Here is a 15,706-nt window from a genome sequence, read left to right on the forward strand (position 1 = left end):
TTGATAAGCAGTGGTATCCTTTAAGTATCAATCCCTTTCATTCAAATTCAATATGGACGTAAAACAACAGGTCGCTGAACAGCGTGCCGAATTAGAGCATGCAGTGGCAAAGGCGTTGGCACTGGCAGGCAAGAAAGCAGACCAAGCTGAAGTTGCTATCACTAAGACCACGGGTATCAGTGTATCAACACGCATGTGTGAAGTGGAAAACGTCGAGTTCAATAGCGATGGTGCACTCGGGATCACTGTGTATCGTGGTCAGCGTAAAGGCAGTGCTTCAACGTCAGATTTGAGTGAAGCCGCGATTGCCCAAACAGTCGCTGCCGCGATAGATATTGCAGCCTATACCTCGGAAGACCCTTTTGCTGGCCCTGCACCTGAAGAACTGATGGCCAAAACGATCCCAGATTTGGATCTTTTTCACCCCGATGAGCCCGAGCCAGACCACGCCGCAGAGAAAGCCATGCTGGCAGAACGTGTGGCGTTAGAGAGTGATGAGCGAATTCAGCAATCTGATGGCGCGAGCTACGATAGCCACTATGGGGTGAAAGTGTATGGCAATAGCCATGGGATGTTGGCGAGTTATGCGTCAAGTCGTCATAGCATTAGCGCATGTCTGATTGCGACAGGCCAAAATGGCGTAATGGAGCGTGACTATAGTTATACCACCGCGCGAGCTGTCGAAGATATGTGGTCGCCAGAGCGTGTCGGCCGTGAAGCGGCGCAGCGGACCTTATCTCGTCTTGATGCGCAGAAGCTTTCAACGCGTGAAGTGCCGGTGATGTTTGCTGCCGATGTTGCAACGGGATTGTTTGGCCATCTTGTCATGGCAATCAGTGGTGCGAATTTATATCGAAAGTCTTCATTCTTGCTGGATCATCTTGGACAGAAGATCTTCCCAGAGTGGTTATCTATCGATGAGCAACCTCATGTATTACGCGCGATGGCGAGTACCCCATTTGACTCTGAAGGGTTAGCGACTCAACAACGTGACATCATTCACGGTGGTGAGTTACAAAGCTACCTTTTAACCAGTTACGCGGCGCGTAAAATGGGAATGACGCCGACAGGGCATGCTGGTGGCATTCACAATTGGTACGTCTCCTCTACGGGCGAAGACTTCGATGCCATGCTCAAAAAGCTCGGGACTGGACTCTTAGTGACTGAACTTATGGGGCAAGGTGTCAACATAGTGACGGGTGACTACTCCCGGGGGGCGGCAGGGTTCTGGGTTGAGAATGGTGTGATTCAGTATCCAGTGAGTGAAATCACCATCGCGGGGCACTTGAAAGAGATGTTTGCCAACATCGTCGCGATTGGTAGTGATACAGAGACCCGTAGTCAGATTCAGACGGGCTCTATTTTAATTGAACAGATGAAGATTGCTGGTCAATAGCAGCTGCGATGAAAGAAGATAAAGGCGCTCTAGTGAGCGCCTTTTTTATATCAATACGGTGGCAAGCCCTAAGAAAACAAACAGGCCGACAACATCCGTGACAGTGGTCAATGCCATTCCGCCGGCAAGGGCGGGGTCAATATTGAACTTCTTCATAACGATCGGGATGGTAACGCCCGCTATGCCCGCGACAAAGAGGTTGGTTAGCATCGCCGCAGCGATAATACCGCCGAGCAGTATGTCACCCTTCCAGAGAACAACAATACCACCAATGATCACGGCCCATAATACCCCATTGATCAAACCCACGCGGGCTTCCTTACTCAGCAACCATTTGGTGTTTGAATCACCAATATGACCGAGTGCTAAACCGCGAATAACGAGCGCTACAGTTTGGTTACCCGCCACGCCGCCCATCGAAGGGACGATGGTCATCAGAACAGCAATTGCCGCCATTTTGTCCAGTGTGCCTTCAAACATGTTTGACACAGAGGCCGCAGCAAGTGCGGCGAGTACGTTGACACCGAGCCAAATACTGCGACTTTTCGCCGATTTCATCACGGGTGCAAAGGTATCTTCTTCATCATCGAGACCCGCCGAACGCATCATGGAGTGCTCGGCGTCTTCACGAATAATATCGACCACGTCATCAATGGTGATACGGCCGACAAGGATATTGTCTTCGCTCACTACGGGGGCGGAAACCCAGTTACGGCGCTCAAAGAGAGAGGCGACTTCGCTATCATGCATGTCTACCGGAATCGCTTCGTCCGCATCATCCATGATGTCTGAAATCACCGTATCTGAAGGGGTAGTGACAACCGTTGTTAAAGAGAGGTGGCCGATAAGATGATCATTTTCATCAACGACATAAAGGGCATCGGTTGCTTCAGGGAGTTCGCCTTTCATCCGCAAATAGCGCAAGACAACTTCAATGGTGACATCAGAGCGGATAGTGACGAAGTCTGTCGTCATCATCCCGCCAGCGGTTTCTTCCTCGTAGGCCAGTGCAGCTTCAACGCGATGCCTATCTTGGGCATCCATCTCTGCCAATACTTTTTGGTAGATGTCATCAGGGAGGTTACGGAGGACGTACGCGATATCGTCACTCTCCATCCCTTCAGCAGCCTCTGCCAGCTCGGCGGGGGCCATGCGCATGACGATGGCATCTTTGACATCCTCCGAGAGTTCATCGAGGATGTCACCGTGATCGTCTTCATCCGTAAGTTGCCAGATGATAAAACGCTCTTTGGGAGGACAGGCTTCCAATAGATGCGCGGTATCTTCGGGCTCCATATCCTGCAACATACGGCGGACGTGAACGAACATGCCGTTTTCGAGGGCTTTGTGCACCTCTTGAAGCATTTGGTGGGGACTATCTTGATCTACTTTTTCCACCATGGAGTGTACCTTTGGTTAGCGCTGAGCAATAACCTGAATTTTAACGCAAATCTGCTGGTTTTGTCTCAAACTTCTCTCTGTGAGAAGGCTTGATAACGGGCTTTTTTCGTCAAATAAGGGTCAATGTAATGAGTTTGAGGGGCTCAATAGTTGAAGCGAATAGGGGGTTGAGTGGTGAAGGAATAGGGTGGAATACGTTAATCATCTTCGTTGAAGCCAGCGAGAATCAGGTCGCACACCGCGGTTAAGGCTTGTTGCGCATGGCTACCTTCTGCGATGACTGTAACCTGTTCACCTTGTGCGGACTCTAGCATTAAGATGCCCATAACCCCTTCAACAAGCGCTTCCTTATCGCCATTTTTTAGGGTGATCGTGGTGTTTTCAAAACTTTGGGCGAGCTCAACCAGTTTAATCGCAGCGCGTGCATGTAAGCCAAGTCGGTTTTTGATAAACACTTGTTGTTCAATACGAGGCACGCGTTGCTCCTAGTGGTTTTTTAGCTCAAGGCTTCTGTGGCGAATTTGCACTTGCTGCCCTTCGTGACCGAAATGCCGGGCGAGTTGCTCCGCGATGTAGACAGAACGATGTTGTCCGCCAGTGCAGCCAATAGCGATAGTGAGATAGCTGCGGTTGTTCTTCTCGAGCATGGGAAGCCAGTTAGAGATGAAACCGCGAATTTGATAAATCAGTTGATGGACTTCTGAATGAGAAGCAAGGAAATCCGCAACGGGTTTATCTTTGCCTGTCAGAGGTTTTAGCTCGGGTTGCCAGTGTGGGTTCGGTAAAAAGCGGACATCAAAGACGTAGTCTGCATCCGAGGGTAAGCCGTATTTAAAACCGAAAGACTCAAACACCATCACGAGTTCGCGTTTTTCTCTGCCAAGCACGCGAGCACGAACGGTTTCACTCAAATCATGGATAGATTTATCACTGGTATCAAGCACTAAGTCTGCATGCGCTTTTAAGTCGCCCAGTAAGCGTGCTTCTTCTTCAATGGCTTGCTCTAGTGTGTAAGAGTGTTTTGACAACGGATGGAGGCGGCGCGTTTCGCTGTAGCGCTTAATCAACTCTTTGTGGGTGGCGTCTAAAAACAGCACCTGGGTATCCATCTCTTCAGGTAAGGCATCGAGAATCGACACGACTTGCGAAGGGTCGCTGGGTAAATTGCGAATGTCGACACTGACCGCGATGTCTTGCTCTGTGTTACTGACTGTCTGAATGAAGCTGGACAACATGTTGAGCGGTAAGTTATCGACACAGTAGTAACCTAGATCTTCTAGCACTCTCAAGGCGACCGATTTACCGGCTCCTGAGCGCCCGCTCACTATCATGAGTTTCATTAAATCAATTCCATTAGAGGGTATCGTCAGCGGTCAAAATCGCATAGAGCTCAGAGTCAGACTGTGCCGTACGAAGTTGCTTTAAGATCTTCTTGTCGCTGAGTTTTGCGGCGATGGCAGAGAGCGTTTTAAGGTGTTCTTTGCACTGCTGATCTGGAACAAGTAGGGCAAAGAGTAGATCGACAGGTTGGTTATCAATGGCATCAAACTGCACAGGCTCTTCACACTGGATGAGCACGCCTACAGCTTGTTCACTGTTATTGATACGTCCGTGAGGAATCGCAATACCATTCCCTATGCCTGTGCTACCGAGCTTTTCTCGAGATAGCATGCAATCGAAGAGTTGTTGAGGGCTGAGATCGAGTTGCGTGGCGGCAACTTCACTGATGATTTCAAGTGCGCGTTTTTTGCTTGAGCATGGGACTGCACTTTTCGTGCAGTCCGGGCTTAATACGGAGCTGAGTTGCATGGTTAACGACTATTCAGTTTGTCTTTATGTTTGGTGAGCTGGCGAACCAACTTGTCCGTTAAACTATCAATAGCGGCATACATATCTTCGTGATCCGATTTTGCGTGGATCTCGCCATTATTGATATGTAGCGTTGCTTCGGCGATTTGCTGTAGCTTTTCTACGGTAAGGATAACATGCACGTTATTTATTTTGTCGAAAAAACGTTCAAGTTTTTCGAATTTTATGTGTACATACTCGCGCATTGAGTCAGTAACTTCGACATGATGACCCGTCAGATTGATTTGCATAACGTCTTCCTTCTGTTTGCGCCTTTAAATCAGGCGTTTGCGCTGGTTGGATGGCGGAATGCCGAGTGATTCTCGGTATTTGGCGATGGTGCGTCGTGCAACCATGACGCCTTGATCCGCCAGTAGCGTGGCAATTTTGCTGTCGCTCAGTGGCTTCGCTTGGTTTTCTGCGGCCACTAATTTCTTCACCAGTGCGCGGATGGCGGTAGAAGAGCACTCTCCACCATTATCCGTACTGACATGACTAGAGAAGAAAAACTTCAGCTCGAAAATACCACGAGGGGTATGCATATACTTTTTGGTAGTAACACGAGATATGGTGGATTCATGCATATCAACCTCAAGGGCTACATCATTGAGCACCATAGGTTTCATCGCTTCTTCACCATATTCAAAGAAGTCTTGTTGGAACTGAACAATACACCGAGCTACCTTCAACAGTGTTTCATTGCGGCTTTCTAAGCTTTTGATCAACCATTTCGCTTCTTGAAGATGATTGCGAATGAACTGGCTGTCATTGCTACTTGCATGCTTACTCATGGCAGCATACTGCTCATTGACACGAACGCGTGGCACACTGTCAGGGTTGATGGTAACAGTCCATTTGCCGTTATGCTTAAAGACCATCACATCCGGAACGACATATTCCGTCTCGTCTTGAACAACACGATTGCCCGGACGCGGATCCAAGGTATGGATTAGCTGCATCACTGATTTGAGATCGGGCTCTTTGAGCTTGGTGTCTCGCATCAGTTGGCGGAAGTCACGGTTAGCGAGGAGATCGATATGATCACTCAGAATGTGTTTTGCCTCTTCCAACCACGGTGTGTCTTTTGAGAATGTCGCAAGCTGAAGAAGTAAACATTCTTGGAGATTGCGAGAGGCAACGCCGAGAGGATCAAACTGCTGTACACGTTTGAGTACGGCTTCGACTTCATCCAGCTCGATTTCATCATCCCCTAAACTCTCAAGGATCTCTTCACAACTGGTGGTGAGATAGCCCTTTTCATCGACCGCATCAATAATCGCGGTGGCGATGGCTAGGTCGGTGTCACTAAAGGGAGTGAGTTGGACTTGCCACATCAGGTAGTCTTGCAGGCTTTCAGTGGTCTCGCCCTGATAAACGGGCATGTCATCATCCATGATCATACCGGTGTTACCCGTATTTGCACTGTAGACATCATCCCACGTGGTATCGATGGCAAGATCTTCTGGCATCTCGTTTTTTTCAAACGCCTCTGATGCTTCAACGCCATCGCTACCTAGATTGTCTTCAAAGCCCTCTTCTGATGCCGTGACTTGTTGCTCACTGGCATCATGCTCATTGTTTGCTTCAGTATTGGTCTCGGTAGACTCATCCTGCTCGAGCAAGGGGTTGCTTTCTAGCGCCTCTTGGATCTCTTGCTGAAGATCCAATGTTGAAAGCTGCAACAAGCGAATGGCTTGCTGTAGTTGAGGCGTCATTGCCAGCGATTGACCTAGCTTAAGCTGGAGCGAGGTTTTCATTAGTTTCCACTTACCTGTTTGTCGTTATTGTTATACATCGAGTCGGTACTTTAACTATAGTCTGAATTGGTCTCCGAGATAAACCCGTTTTACATGCTCGTCGTTGAGAACGTCTTCTGGTGAGCCGTGGGCAATCATATGGCCTTGGCTGACGATGTAGGCGTGTTCACAGACATCAAGAGTTTCACGGACGTTGTGATCGGTGATAAGAACACCTAAACCGCGATCGCGCAAATGTTCAATGATTTTCTTGATATCAATAACAGAAATCGGATCAACACCCGCAAACGGTTCATCAAGCAGGATAAATTTTGGATTTGCTGCTAATGCACGAGCGATTTCCACACGTCGACGCTCACCACCTGAGAGCGCCATGCCCATACTGTTGCGGATATGCTGAATGTGAAATTCTTCCAGTAGTTCTTCCAGTTTGTCTTGGCGTTGCTCGCGGGTAAGATCGCTACGCGTCTGCAACACAGCCATGATGTTGTCGTAGACCGACAACCGACGGAAGATGGAGGCTTCTTGAGGCAAATAGCCGATACCAAGGCGAGAGCGGTTGTGCATGGGTTGTAGACTAATATCCGTATCATCAATCATGATGCTACCTTCGTCTCGGGCGACAAGACCCACAATCATGTAGAACGACGTGGTTTTACCCGCACCGTTAGGGCCAAGTAAGCCGACGATCTCACCGGATTTGACCTCCAAGCTCACATCGGTCACTACTTTACGGCCACTATAGCTCTTCGCTAAATTTTGTGCTTTTAAAACAGCCATGGGTTATGTCTTATTTGTTTAATGCTTTAGGTTGTAGAACCGTGGTCACACGGCCGCCTTGCTCGCTTTCAGCAACCAGCTTTTGTTGGTCGATACGATAACTGATGTTATTACTCTCGATCGTCGAGTCGGTTTGCTCGAGGCGTGCTTTACCTATCATCTGGAGGAACTCATTTTGAGTGGTATAGACGATGCGATTAGCTCGCGCTTTGATGAAACCACCATCATCGAGTTGTTGTTCAAACGTCGCTTGCGAGCCATAGGCGCGAATAACTTCGTTGCCCTCTTGGCCGTTGACACGCTCGACAACAATACGGTTAGCACGAATATCAATGGTGCCTTGTTGCAAAACGACATTCCCTGAAAACTCGACAATGTTTTTTTGCATGTCTAACTGTTGCTCATCAGCACTGATGTAGATAGGTTGCTGGGTATCTGACTTCAATGCGTGTGCAGGGAGTGAAATCATCACGCCAAATAGGGCACAACTCAGTAACGCCTTAAGGGATAGCCGATTCATATCTTCCTTTCACATCATTTAATAAGGTTGCGTTGTAGTCTTTGAAGCTACCCACTATGCCGATGCCACGGTTTTGGAAACCTTTACCCGTGACTTCTATTTCACTGTCAGAGGTGAACTTGCTGTCAGTGAAGGTCAATAGAAGATCATCGCTTTTAATCAGCTCCACATCACTTTCAGGTAGCAGATTAAAGATGCGCACATTGCCATCCATCTGCAACGTATGGGTTTTGGTCAAGGTGGCCCGTGATGCGCTGATGCGCCACTCTACGGTGAGACCATTTTGATAGATCCAAACCACAGGATCGTCGAAAGTGGTCTCATTCGTGTTGGCATAGTAGTTCAGTGTTTGGGCTTCGATGCGATACATCGGCATACCCGCTTCGGAAAAGGTCGTACTTGCGATACCGTTTCCAGTGAATATAGGTAGCTCTTTGTCCGGCTCTACTTGCTCATCGGGTTCGTTGTACACCGAAAAGAGGTAGGATCCAGAGACAATAATGATAACCAGTAGAACAAAAATGCTCAGACGTTGTGTCATGTACTACTTACCAGATGTTTATCAAGTTCGCCGCGCGCTTCAAGAATGAGATCGCAGACTTCACGTACTGCGCCATGCCCGCCACGAATTTGGGTGACATAATCTGCTTTTAGGCGGAGTAGCGGGTGGCCGTCAGCGACGCAGACTGATAACCCTACCTTTGCCATGACTGGCCAGTCAATAAGATCATCACCGATGTAGGCAACATGTTCTGGTTTGATGCCCAATTGCGCGATGAGTTCATTAAAGGCGATGACTTTGTCTTCTTGGCCTTGATAAATGTGATTGATGCCTAGAGCGCTCATACGTTGCTGTACGATGTGAGATTGGCGGCCAGTGATGACGGCCACTTCCACGCCTGTTTTCATCACGGCTTTAACGCCAAAGCCATCTCGGGTATGGAACGTTTTTAGTTCTTCGCCTTGATTCCCCATATAAATGAGACCATCGGAGAAGACGCCATCGACATCGCAGATCAGCAGTTTGATGTCTTGAGCACGTTGAAAGAGGGCTTGCTCAATTTCGCCATAGAGGGTGGTGATGGTTTGTGACATTAAATCACTCCTGCTTTCAAAAGATCATGCATGTTTAATGCACCAACCAGTTGCCCTTCTTCTGTAATGAGAAGGCCGTTAATCTTTTTATTTTGCATCAAGTTAACCCCTTCTGTCGCGAGTAATCCTGCATCACAGGTTAGAGGGTGACGTGTCATAACATCGCCGATTGGGGTAGTGTGAATATCAATTCGCTGATCGAGGATGCGCCGCAGATCGCCATCGGTGAAGATCCCGCTTAAGTGGCCATTGGCGTTAACAATGGCGGTCATGCCCAGTTGTTTACTGCCGATTTCGACAAGCGCTTCGCGGATGGTGACATCTTCCGTGACTTTCGGGAGATCTTTTCCGGTGCGCATTAGATCACGGAGTCTGAGAAGCAGTTTGCGGCCCAGCGCGCCACCCGGGTGAGAGAGGGCAAAATCATCGGCAGTGAAGCCTCGATATTCCAGCAGTGCAACGGCGAGGGCATCCCCCATCACGAGTGTTGCTGTTGTTGAAGAGGTCGGTGCTAAACCAAGTGGACAAGCTTCTTTGGGCACTGTGATTTGCAGGTGGGCATGTGCCTCTTTTGCCATCGAAGAGGTGGGCTTGCCTGTCATGGCGATCATTTTGATGCCTCGACGCTTGAGTACAGGAAGCAGTGCCAGAATCTCGTGCGCTTCACCTGAATTGGAAATCGCAAGCACCGTATCATTCTCGGCGATCATACCAAGATCGCCATGGCTAGCTTCGCCGGGGTGAACAAAAAAGGCAGGGCTGCCAGTGCTGGCTAAGGTGGCCGCGATCTTGCGGCCGATATGTCCGGATTTTCCCATCCCCATGACGACGACTTTGCCACTGTGGTTGGCAATGATCTCACAGGCATGTTCAAAGTGCTGATTAATGTATTGCGGTAATTGCGCTATAGCAGCCAGCTCGACCGCGATCGCTTGGCGACCGTGCTGGCAAAAATCGAATTTATCAGACATAAGGTTCTCCGTTTAGGCGGAGACATTATAAAACAGATAGATTTGATAGGCGACAAAGCAGCAAAGTAACAATACACCTTCTAAGCGGCTGATCTTAGGTTTTTTCTCAATGGACATCAGTACTAAGACGAATGACAGTGCCAGCATCACATAGAAGTCGCGGTGCATTGCAAGGTGGCTGATGGTCGATGGGTGTAGTAACCCAGGAATGCCCATTACGGCTAAAATATTGAAGACATTCGAGCCAATAATGTTGCCGACCGCCATATCATCTTCCCCTTTCATAACCCCTGCCAAAGAAGCAGCAAGTTCGGGTAAGCTGGTGCCAATAGCAATGATGGTCAAGCCAATGACCAGATCACTCATGCCGTAGAACTTGGCAATAATGACCGCATTACTCACAAGTAGGTCAGCAGAGAATGGCAAGATGATTAAGCCTAAAACCATCCAAAACGTTGCGATAGGGTTTTTTACCCCTTGCGGAATCTCGGCGTCATGCTCAGCCTCAAGAGGATCAGCCCCACCGCGAGACTCTTTTTTACTGATGTAAATCATTGCCAGAATAAAGAGGGCAAAAAGTCCAACAAGTAACAAGCCTTCAGAGAAACCGAGATAGTTATCCCATAGAATCGCCCCTGCGATGAATGTTACAACCAGCATTAATGGCATCTCACGTTTTAAGATACCTGAACTAATTGCCAGCGGTTTAATCAGCGCAGTCGCACCTAAAATCAGGGCGATATTGGCGATGTTGGAGCCAAGGACGTTACCGACGGCAGTATCGGTTTTGCCGTCTAGCGCAGCGGTCGCAGAAACCATCATTTCTGGTGCCGATGAACCCATGGCTAAGATCGTCATACCGATAATCAATGGTGAAATACCAAAGTTTCTGGCTAGCGCGGCTGCGCCAAATACGAGGCGGTCTGCACTCCATACTAGCAATGCTAGTCCGAGCAGCAGAAATAGGATGGGTTCAAGCATGGTTTTCCCTTTGTGACTATTGAGCTAATTGGGCGTCAGGATAAAGTTTGACGCTGTAACCTTAAAATGTGAAGTAAAAGTAATTATCGGTTCTAGCATCAGGTTTCAGTGGGTTAAATCGGCCTCAATGTCACCTTTCTACATGCATCCTTGTCACGCAGGGGGTAGATTAGAGTTGAGAAGCGAGACTAAATCAAGTAGAAAACGAACCGAATTGAAAAAATGTTATCGAAGCCTCGTACAATTGTTTGCAATTAGTTGACATGTAACGCCTTGAGTTAGATCTTCAATCCACCTATTATCAGACTCTTACTCAATTCTTTTCGTATCTGAAACGGTCAGCAGCGCATAGGAATGCCATGAACCAGCAAGATAATTTGGTCTCTGTAAAGAACCTCTCCTTTAGCCGTGGTGAGCGGGCTATATTCAGTGATATTTCCGTTGATGTTCCTCGAGGCAAAGTGACCGCCATTATGGGGCCGTCAGGGATCGGAAAAACGACACTATTGAAGCTTATCGGCGGTCAATTGGCACCGGATCACGGTGATATTTGGTTTGACGGTGAGAACATTCCGAGTTTGTCTCGCGGACAGCTTTATACCGCACGACAAAAGATGAGTATGTTATTTCAATCGGGTGCATTGTTTACGGATATGACGGTGTTTGACAATGTCGCCTATCCGTTGCGAGAACACACGGATCTGCCGGAGCCTCTGTTACGCACTTTGGTATTACTTAAACTGGAGGCGGTCGGATTGCGCGGTGCAGCGCAACTGATGCCCAACGAGCTGTCGGGTGGAATGGCAAGACGTGCCGCGTTAGCCCGTGCTATTGCCCTCGATCCTGATCTCATCATGTATGATGAGCCGTTTGTCGGCCAAGATCCGATTACGATGGGGGTGTTGGTGAAGCTGATTCGAGAGTTGAACCAAGCGTTAGGTTTAACTGCCATTGTGGTTAGCCATGATGTTCCTGAAGTAATGAGCATCGCCGATAAAGTGTATCTGTTGTCTGAAAGTCGCATAATTGCGTCAGGTACACCTCAATCCTTGCGCGATCATGATGATCCTAAGGTGCGTCAGTTTTTAGATGGTGATGCGGACGGCCCTGTGCCTTTCCAATTTCCTTCTTCACCTATCTCGGAGGATTTGTTCCGTTATGATCGCTAATTTTGTGGCCAAAGTGGGGCAGGGGACGCTCGCTTTTTGTCGCACCTTCGGCCGTGCCAGTCTGGTGATGTGGGGGGCTTTATTCGGTAAACCCCAACCTAGCGTTATGATACCGCTGGTGATCAAGCAGCTCTATTTTGTTGGTGTGCTATCCGTCGCGATTATTGCTGTCTCTGGATTGTTTATCGGCATGGTCTTGAGTCTGCAAGGGTATATTGTGCTGGTGGACTTCGGGGCGGAGAACAGCCTTGGACAAATGGTGTCGTTATCCTTATTAAGAGAGCTGGGCCCAGTGGTCACAGCACTTTTGTTTGCCGGACGAGCTGGTTCAGCGCTAACGGCAGAAATAGGCTTAATGAAGGCAACTGAGCAGTTATCGAGCATGGAGATGATGGCGGTCGATCCGCTGCGCCGCGTTATTGCACCACGTTTTTGGGCGGGTGTTATTGCAATGCCATTGCTAAGTATCATCTTTATTGTTGTCGGCATTTATGGTGCGCAGGTGGTTGGTGTTGATTGGAAAGGTATCGACCACGGCAGTTTTTGGTCTTCCATGCAGTCATCAGTCAGCTTGGGCTACGATGTGGGCAATAGCTTGATTAAAGCGGTGGTGTTTGCCATTACGGTGACTTGGATTGCTGTCTTTAATGGGTACGATGCGGTACCTACATCAGAAGGTTTAAGCCGCGCGACAACACGCACCGTGGTTAATTCGTCGCTCGCGGTACTCGGATTAGATTTTGTGCTCACAGCACTTATGTTTGGGAATTAAGAATGAAACAGAACCGAAAACTGGAACTTTGGGTCGGTAGCTTCGTGCTAGCAGGCTTGGCGGCGCTGCTAATACTGATTTTTAATGTTGCCAACGTGACGTCGATTTCCTCAGGTCAAACTTACCTGTTGAAGGCTGAGTTCTCAAACATCGGCGGGTTAAAGGTGCGCTCTCCGGTAAAAATCGGTGGTGTCGTTGTAGGACGTGTTGCCTCTATCGATCTTGATCCTGAGAGTTACGTGCCGATTGTGACCATGCAAATTCAACAAGATGCGGGTTACTTCCCTGAAACGAGTTCGGCATCGATCTTAACCGCAGGTTTGCTAGGCGAACAATTTATCGGTATCCAGCCTGGTTTTATCGATGATGATATCGATATGCTAGAGAATGGCGATACCCTTTATGACACTAAGTCTGCATTGGTGTTAGAAGATATGATTGGCCAGGTCCTTTACAGTCTTGGTGAAGGAAAATAAGAGAGACAATGATGAAACGATTTTTAGTAGCGCTGCTAGGACTATGGGCAAGCTGGGTAATGGCTGAAGTCGATACCTCGAACCCGTACACCATGATGAATCAAGTGGCCGAAGAGGCGTTTGCCCGCCTTGAAGCGGATCAAGAGAAGATCACCTCTAATCCAGAATATCTGCGCGAAGTAGTAAAAGAGCACTTTCTTCCTTACGTTAATGCGCGATATGCCGCTTATAAAGTATTAGGGCCGCAGCTTCGTCAAACGAGTGATGAAGCGAAAGAAGTGTTTGTAGAAGCTTTTACGGAGTACATGGTGGCTTCGTATGCGCAAGTGCTGACCCAATATGACGGTCAGCAAGTGAAGATCGAGCAGCCAAAACCGATTCCAGAAGGCCGTAATATTCTCACTGTGCGCGTGGAAATCATTGATCCTAAACGTCCCGTGATACGCATTGACTTTGCGATGCGTCAGAATCGCAAAACAGGCCAGTGGCTTGGTTTTGACATGACGGCCGAAGGGGTGAGTTTACTCAATACCATGCAAAACGAGTGGGGCGCAAAATTGCGAGCGGATGGTGCAGAAGTGGTTGCTGAAGAGCTGCGTCGTCTAGCCGCGAAGCCTATCGTCAAGCAAGCTGAAGAGGCTCAGAATGGCTGAGCTAGTTGAACGAGAAGGGCGATACTTTCTCATTGGCGAGCTTGATCGGGAGACCGTGCCTGTACTTTGGCAAGGCAGAAACCAACAAATGCCGCAACAATCGCCACTAGTGCTCGACCTATCCGAGTTAACTCGGGTAGACTCTGCTGGCATGGCGATGTTAATACATATAGCCCAAGATTATCAGAAGAATGGGGTGGATTTTTCCGTGACTAATCCACCTCAGCAATTAGTAACCCTGCTCCGCCTCAGCCATGCTGAAGGACTGTTACCAACGGTATAAGTAGAGAGTAAGACGAGGACAGCGTTGTGGAAACAGCACAGATTGAACAGATCCTTCAGGACGCTCTAAAGTTAGATGAAGTGATTGTAAAAGGCGACGGTAGTCACTACGAAGTGATTGCGGTCAGTGAAATTTTTGACGGCATGAGCCGAGTCAAAAAACAGCAAACGATTTATGCACCGCTTATGGAGCACATCGCGAGCAATGCTATCCATGCGTTAAGTATTAAAGCTTTTACGCCTGATGAGTGGGCTCGTAACAAAAAGTTGATGTCGCTTTCCTAAGAGGATGTAATGGAAAAATTCCGAATTCAGACTGGCGGCCCACTGCAGGGCGACGTCAATATTTCAGGTGCTAAAAATGCAGCCCTGCCTATTCTGTTTGCTTCACTTCTTGCTGAAGAGCCTGTAGAAGTTGCCAACGTACCTAAGCTTCGTGACATTGACACTACCATGAAACTGCTAGAGCAGTTGGGTGCGAAAGTGAGTCGCAATGGCTCTGTGCATGTCGATGCCAGCCAGGTTAATAACCTTTGTGCCCCGTATGACTTGGTGAAAACCATGCGTGCCTCTATTTGGGCATTAGGTCCATTGGTCGCGCGCTTTGGTCAAGGACAAGTGTCTCTGCCGGGAGGCTGTGCGATTGGTGCGCGTCCGGTTGATCTCCATATCAGTGGCCTTGAGCAGCTTGGCGCGACGATCGTGCTTGAAGAAGGCTACGTCAAAGCGAGTGTTGATGGCCGTTTGAAAGGCGCCCATATCGTCATGGATAAAGTGAGTGTGGGTGCGACCGTGACTATCATGTGTGCGGCAACATTAGCAGAAGGCCAAACCGTGATCGAAAATGCGGCGAAAGAGCCTGAGATTGAAGATACAGCGGCTTTCTTGAATGCGATTGGCGCGAAGATTTCAGGGGCTGGGACTGACACGATTACCATTGAAGGTGTAGCGCGCTTAGGTGGTGGTTATCACAGTGTCGTGCCCGATCGGATTGAAACGGGGACCTTCCTAGTGGCAGCAGCAATTTCGGGGGGCAAAATCGTTTGTCGTGGGACTTACCCACACCTCCTTGAGGCTGCGCTATCTAAGTTAGAAGAAGCGGGTGCATTGATTGAGACGGGTGACGATTGGATCAGCATTGATATGACCGATCGTGAGCTTAAGGCGGTAAATTTCCGCACAGCGCCGCACCCAGGGTTCCCGACCGATATGCAAGCACAGTTCTCTTTGCTTAACCTTGTTGCCAAGGGCACTGGTATTGTGAAAGAGACGATCTTTGAAAACCGTTTCATGCATATTCCTGAGTTAGTGCGGATGGGTGCTCACGCAGAGATCGAAGGGAATACCTTGATCTGCGGTGACACTGATGGATTAAGCGGTGCTCAGGTGATGGCGACGGACTTACGTGCTTCAGCGTCGCTGGTGATTGCGGGTAACATTGCGAAAGGCGAAACCATCGTTGACCGTATCTATCACATTGACCGGGGCTACGAGCATATCGAAGATAAGTTACGTGGCTTAGGAATGAATATCGAACGCTTTCGTGACTAACGGCGTTGCTATTTCATAAAAAGGAAAGGCTTACCTTTGCAGGTAAGCCTTTTT

At 48.6% G+C, this 15,706-nt stretch carries 20 protein-coding genes; 8 read left to right on the forward strand and 12 right to left on the reverse strand.

Going from position 1 to position 15,706, the window contains the following annotated elements; all coding sequences use genetic code 11:
* Positions 1 to 52: 52 nt before the first annotated feature.
* Positions 53 to 1,396 (forward strand): metalloprotease PmbA, encoded by a 1,344-nt coding sequence (pmbA, locus tag TSUB_RS02020; RefSeq protein WP_087016689.1) that lies wholly within the window; start codon positions 53 to 55, stop codon positions 1,394 to 1,396.
* A gap of 45 nt (positions 1,397 to 1,441) precedes the next feature.
* Here pmbA and mgtE read toward each other — a convergent pair whose 3' ends face one another.
* From mgtE to TSUB_RS02080, 12 genes are all read right to left on the reverse strand, one after another.
* A complete protein-coding gene (gene mgtE, locus TSUB_RS02025; RefSeq protein ID WP_087016687.1) occupies positions 1,442 to 2,797 on the reverse strand; it encodes a magnesium transporter in 1,356 nt (451 codons plus the stop codon).
* 197 nt (positions 2,798 to 2,994) lie between these two features.
* Complete coding sequence (locus TSUB_RS02030; protein WP_087016685.1) at positions 2,995 to 3,273, reverse strand: HPr family phosphocarrier protein; 279 nt, start codon at positions 3,271 to 3,273, stop codon at positions 2,995 to 2,997.
* 9 nt (positions 3,274 to 3,282) lie between these two features.
* Positions 3,283 to 4,137 carry an RNase adapter RapZ gene (rapZ, locus tag TSUB_RS02035; RefSeq protein ID WP_087016683.1) on the reverse strand — a complete coding sequence of 285 codons (855 nt, stop codon included), beginning with the start codon at positions 4,135 to 4,137 and terminating at the stop codon, positions 3,283 to 3,285.
* 13 nt (positions 4,138 to 4,150) lie between these two features.
* Positions 4,151 to 4,606: a PTS IIA-like nitrogen regulatory protein PtsN gene (gene ptsN, locus TSUB_RS02040; RefSeq protein WP_087016681.1), complete on the reverse strand. Its 456-nt coding sequence runs from the start codon at positions 4,604 to 4,606 to the stop codon at positions 4,151 to 4,153.
* A 2-nt stretch (positions 4,607 to 4,608) separates the two neighbouring features.
* Positions 4,609 to 4,896 carry a ribosome hibernation promoting factor gene (gene hpf / locus TSUB_RS02045; RefSeq protein WP_087016679.1) on the reverse strand — a complete coding sequence of 96 codons (288 nt, stop codon included), beginning with the start codon at positions 4,894 to 4,896 and terminating at the stop codon, positions 4,609 to 4,611.
* 24 nt (positions 4,897 to 4,920) lie between these two features.
* On the reverse strand, positions 4,921 to 6,402 hold the full coding sequence (locus TSUB_RS02050) for an RNA polymerase factor sigma-54 (protein WP_087016677.1): 1,482 nt from the start codon (positions 6,400 to 6,402) through the stop codon (positions 4,921 to 4,923).
* Between the two features lie 54 nt (positions 6,403 to 6,456).
* Positions 6,457 to 7,182, reverse strand: coding sequence for an LPS export ABC transporter ATP-binding protein (gene lptB, locus TSUB_RS02055; RefSeq protein WP_087016675.1), 726 nt, complete (start codon positions 7,180 to 7,182; stop codon positions 6,457 to 6,459).
* A 10-nt stretch (positions 7,183 to 7,192) separates the two neighbouring features.
* Positions 7,193 to 7,702, reverse strand: a complete 510-nt coding sequence (gene lptA, locus TSUB_RS02060; RefSeq protein WP_087016673.1) for a lipopolysaccharide transport periplasmic protein LptA — start codon at positions 7,700 to 7,702, stop codon at positions 7,193 to 7,195.
* Complete coding sequence (gene lptC, locus TSUB_RS02065; protein WP_087016672.1) at positions 7,683 to 8,243, reverse strand: LPS export ABC transporter periplasmic protein LptC; 561 nt, start codon at positions 8,241 to 8,243, stop codon at positions 7,683 to 7,685. Before lptC ends, lptA begins: the two co-directional genes overlap by 20 nt.
* Positions 8,240 to 8,797: a 3-deoxy-manno-octulosonate-8-phosphatase KdsC gene (gene kdsC, locus TSUB_RS02070; protein ID WP_087016670.1), complete on the reverse strand. Its 558-nt coding sequence runs from the start codon at positions 8,795 to 8,797 to the stop codon at positions 8,240 to 8,242. Before kdsC ends, lptC begins: the two co-directional genes overlap by 4 nt.
* The gene (locus TSUB_RS02075; protein WP_087016667.1) at positions 8,797 to 9,768 is read right to left on the reverse strand and encodes a KpsF/GutQ family sugar-phosphate isomerase; all 972 of its coding nucleotides are present in this window, start codon (positions 9,766 to 9,768) and stop codon (positions 8,797 to 8,799) included. The genes kdsC and TSUB_RS02075 overlap by 1 nt, the downstream gene beginning before the upstream one ends.
* A gap of 12 nt (positions 9,769 to 9,780) precedes the next feature.
* On the reverse strand, positions 9,781 to 10,749 hold the full coding sequence (locus TSUB_RS02080; RefSeq protein ID WP_087016665.1) for a calcium/sodium antiporter: 969 nt from the start codon (positions 10,747 to 10,749) through the stop codon (positions 9,781 to 9,783).
* Positions 10,750 to 11,108: 359 nt separating this feature from the next.
* Between TSUB_RS02080 and mlaF the strand changes: the two genes are divergently transcribed.
* The 7 genes from mlaF to murA are packed head-to-tail and all read left to right on the forward strand — an operon-like array spanning position 11,109 to position 15,652.
* Positions 11,109 to 11,918: a phospholipid ABC transporter ATP-binding protein MlaF gene (gene mlaF / locus TSUB_RS02085; protein ID WP_087016663.1), complete on the forward strand. Its 810-nt coding sequence runs from the start codon at positions 11,109 to 11,111 to the stop codon at positions 11,916 to 11,918.
* Positions 11,908 to 12,690, forward strand: coding sequence for a lipid asymmetry maintenance ABC transporter permease subunit MlaE (gene mlaE, locus TSUB_RS02090; RefSeq protein ID WP_087016661.1), 783 nt, complete (start codon positions 11,908 to 11,910; stop codon positions 12,688 to 12,690). The genes mlaF and mlaE overlap by 11 nt, the downstream gene beginning before the upstream one ends.
* A gap of 2 nt (positions 12,691 to 12,692) precedes the next feature.
* Complete coding sequence (gene mlaD, locus TSUB_RS02095) at positions 12,693 to 13,166, forward strand: outer membrane lipid asymmetry maintenance protein MlaD (protein WP_087016659.1); 474 nt, start codon at positions 12,693 to 12,695, stop codon at positions 13,164 to 13,166.
* A gap of 8 nt (positions 13,167 to 13,174) precedes the next feature.
* The gene (mlaC, locus tag TSUB_RS02100) at positions 13,175 to 13,819 is read left to right on the forward strand and encodes a phospholipid-binding protein MlaC (RefSeq protein ID WP_414718359.1); all 645 of its coding nucleotides are present in this window, start codon (positions 13,175 to 13,177) and stop codon (positions 13,817 to 13,819) included.
* Positions 13,812 to 14,102, forward strand: a complete 291-nt coding sequence (locus TSUB_RS02105) for an STAS domain-containing protein (protein ID WP_087016656.1) — start codon at positions 13,812 to 13,814, stop codon at positions 14,100 to 14,102. The genes mlaC and TSUB_RS02105 overlap by 8 nt, the downstream gene beginning before the upstream one ends.
* A 26-nt stretch (positions 14,103 to 14,128) precedes the next feature.
* Positions 14,129 to 14,386, forward strand: a complete 258-nt coding sequence (ibaG, locus tag TSUB_RS02110; RefSeq protein ID WP_087016654.1) for a BolA family iron metabolism protein IbaG — start codon at positions 14,129 to 14,131, stop codon at positions 14,384 to 14,386.
* A gap of 9 nt (positions 14,387 to 14,395) precedes the next feature.
* Positions 14,396 to 15,652, forward strand: a complete 1,257-nt coding sequence (murA, locus tag TSUB_RS02115; RefSeq protein ID WP_087016652.1) for a UDP-N-acetylglucosamine 1-carboxyvinyltransferase — start codon at positions 14,396 to 14,398, stop codon at positions 15,650 to 15,652.
* Positions 15,653 to 15,706: the final 54 nt, after the last annotated feature.

The sequence above is a fragment of the Thaumasiovibrio subtropicus genome (assembly GCF_019703835.1).
GTDB classification, from domain to species: Bacteria; Pseudomonadota; Gammaproteobacteria; order Enterobacterales; family Vibrionaceae; genus Thaumasiovibrio; species Thaumasiovibrio subtropicus.

Excerpts from the sequence above, each read along its gene's own strand:
- pmbA (WP_087016689.1), top strand. The coding sequence starts at position 53 with ATGGACGTAAAACAACAGGTCGCTGAACAGCGTGCCGAATTAGAGCAT.
- mgtE (WP_087016687.1), bottom strand. The coding sequence starts at position 2,797 with ATGGTGGAAAAAGTAGATCAAGATAGTCCCCACCAAATGCTTCAAGAG.
- rapZ (WP_087016683.1), bottom strand. The coding sequence starts at position 4,137 with ATGAAACTCATGATAGTGAGCGGGCGCTCAGGAGCCGGTAAATCGGTC.
- ptsN (WP_087016681.1), bottom strand. The coding sequence starts at position 4,606 with ATGCAACTCAGCTCCGTATTAAGCCCGGACTGCACGAAAAGTGCAGTC.
- hpf (WP_087016679.1), bottom strand. The coding sequence starts at position 4,896 with ATGCAAATCAATCTGACGGGTCATCATGTCGAAGTTACTGACTCAATG.
- TSUB_RS02050 (WP_087016677.1), bottom strand. The coding sequence starts at position 6,402 with ATGAAAACCTCGCTCCAGCTTAAGCTAGGTCAATCGCTGGCAATGACG.
- lptB (WP_087016675.1), bottom strand. The coding sequence starts at position 7,182 with ATGGCTGTTTTAAAAGCACAAAATTTAGCGAAGAGCTATAGTGGCCGT.
- lptA (WP_087016673.1), bottom strand. The coding sequence starts at position 7,702 with ATGAATCGGCTATCCCTTAAGGCGTTACTGAGTTGTGCCCTATTTGGC.
- lptC (WP_087016672.1), bottom strand. The coding sequence starts at position 8,243 with ATGACACAACGTCTGAGCATTTTTGTTCTACTGGTTATCATTATTGTC.
- kdsC (WP_087016670.1), bottom strand. The coding sequence starts at position 8,797 with ATGTCACAAACCATCACCACCCTCTATGGCGAAATTGAGCAAGCCCTC.
- TSUB_RS02075 (WP_087016667.1), bottom strand. The coding sequence starts at position 9,768 with ATGTCTGATAAATTCGATTTTTGCCAGCACGGTCGCCAAGCGATCGCG.
- TSUB_RS02080 (WP_087016665.1), bottom strand. The coding sequence starts at position 10,749 with ATGCTTGAACCCATCCTATTTCTGCTGCTCGGACTAGCATTGCTAGTA.
- mlaF (WP_087016663.1), top strand. The coding sequence starts at position 11,109 with ATGAACCAGCAAGATAATTTGGTCTCTGTAAAGAACCTCTCCTTTAGC.
- mlaE (WP_087016661.1), top strand. The coding sequence starts at position 11,908 with ATGATCGCTAATTTTGTGGCCAAAGTGGGGCAGGGGACGCTCGCTTTT.
- mlaD (WP_087016659.1), top strand. The coding sequence starts at position 12,693 with ATGAAACAGAACCGAAAACTGGAACTTTGGGTCGGTAGCTTCGTGCTA.
- mlaC (WP_414718359.1), top strand. The coding sequence starts at position 13,175 with ATGATGAAACGATTTTTAGTAGCGCTGCTAGGACTATGGGCAAGCTGG.
- TSUB_RS02105 (WP_087016656.1), top strand. The coding sequence starts at position 13,812 with ATGGCTGAGCTAGTTGAACGAGAAGGGCGATACTTTCTCATTGGCGAG.
- murA (WP_087016652.1), top strand. The coding sequence starts at position 14,396 with ATGGAAAAATTCCGAATTCAGACTGGCGGCCCACTGCAGGGCGACGTC.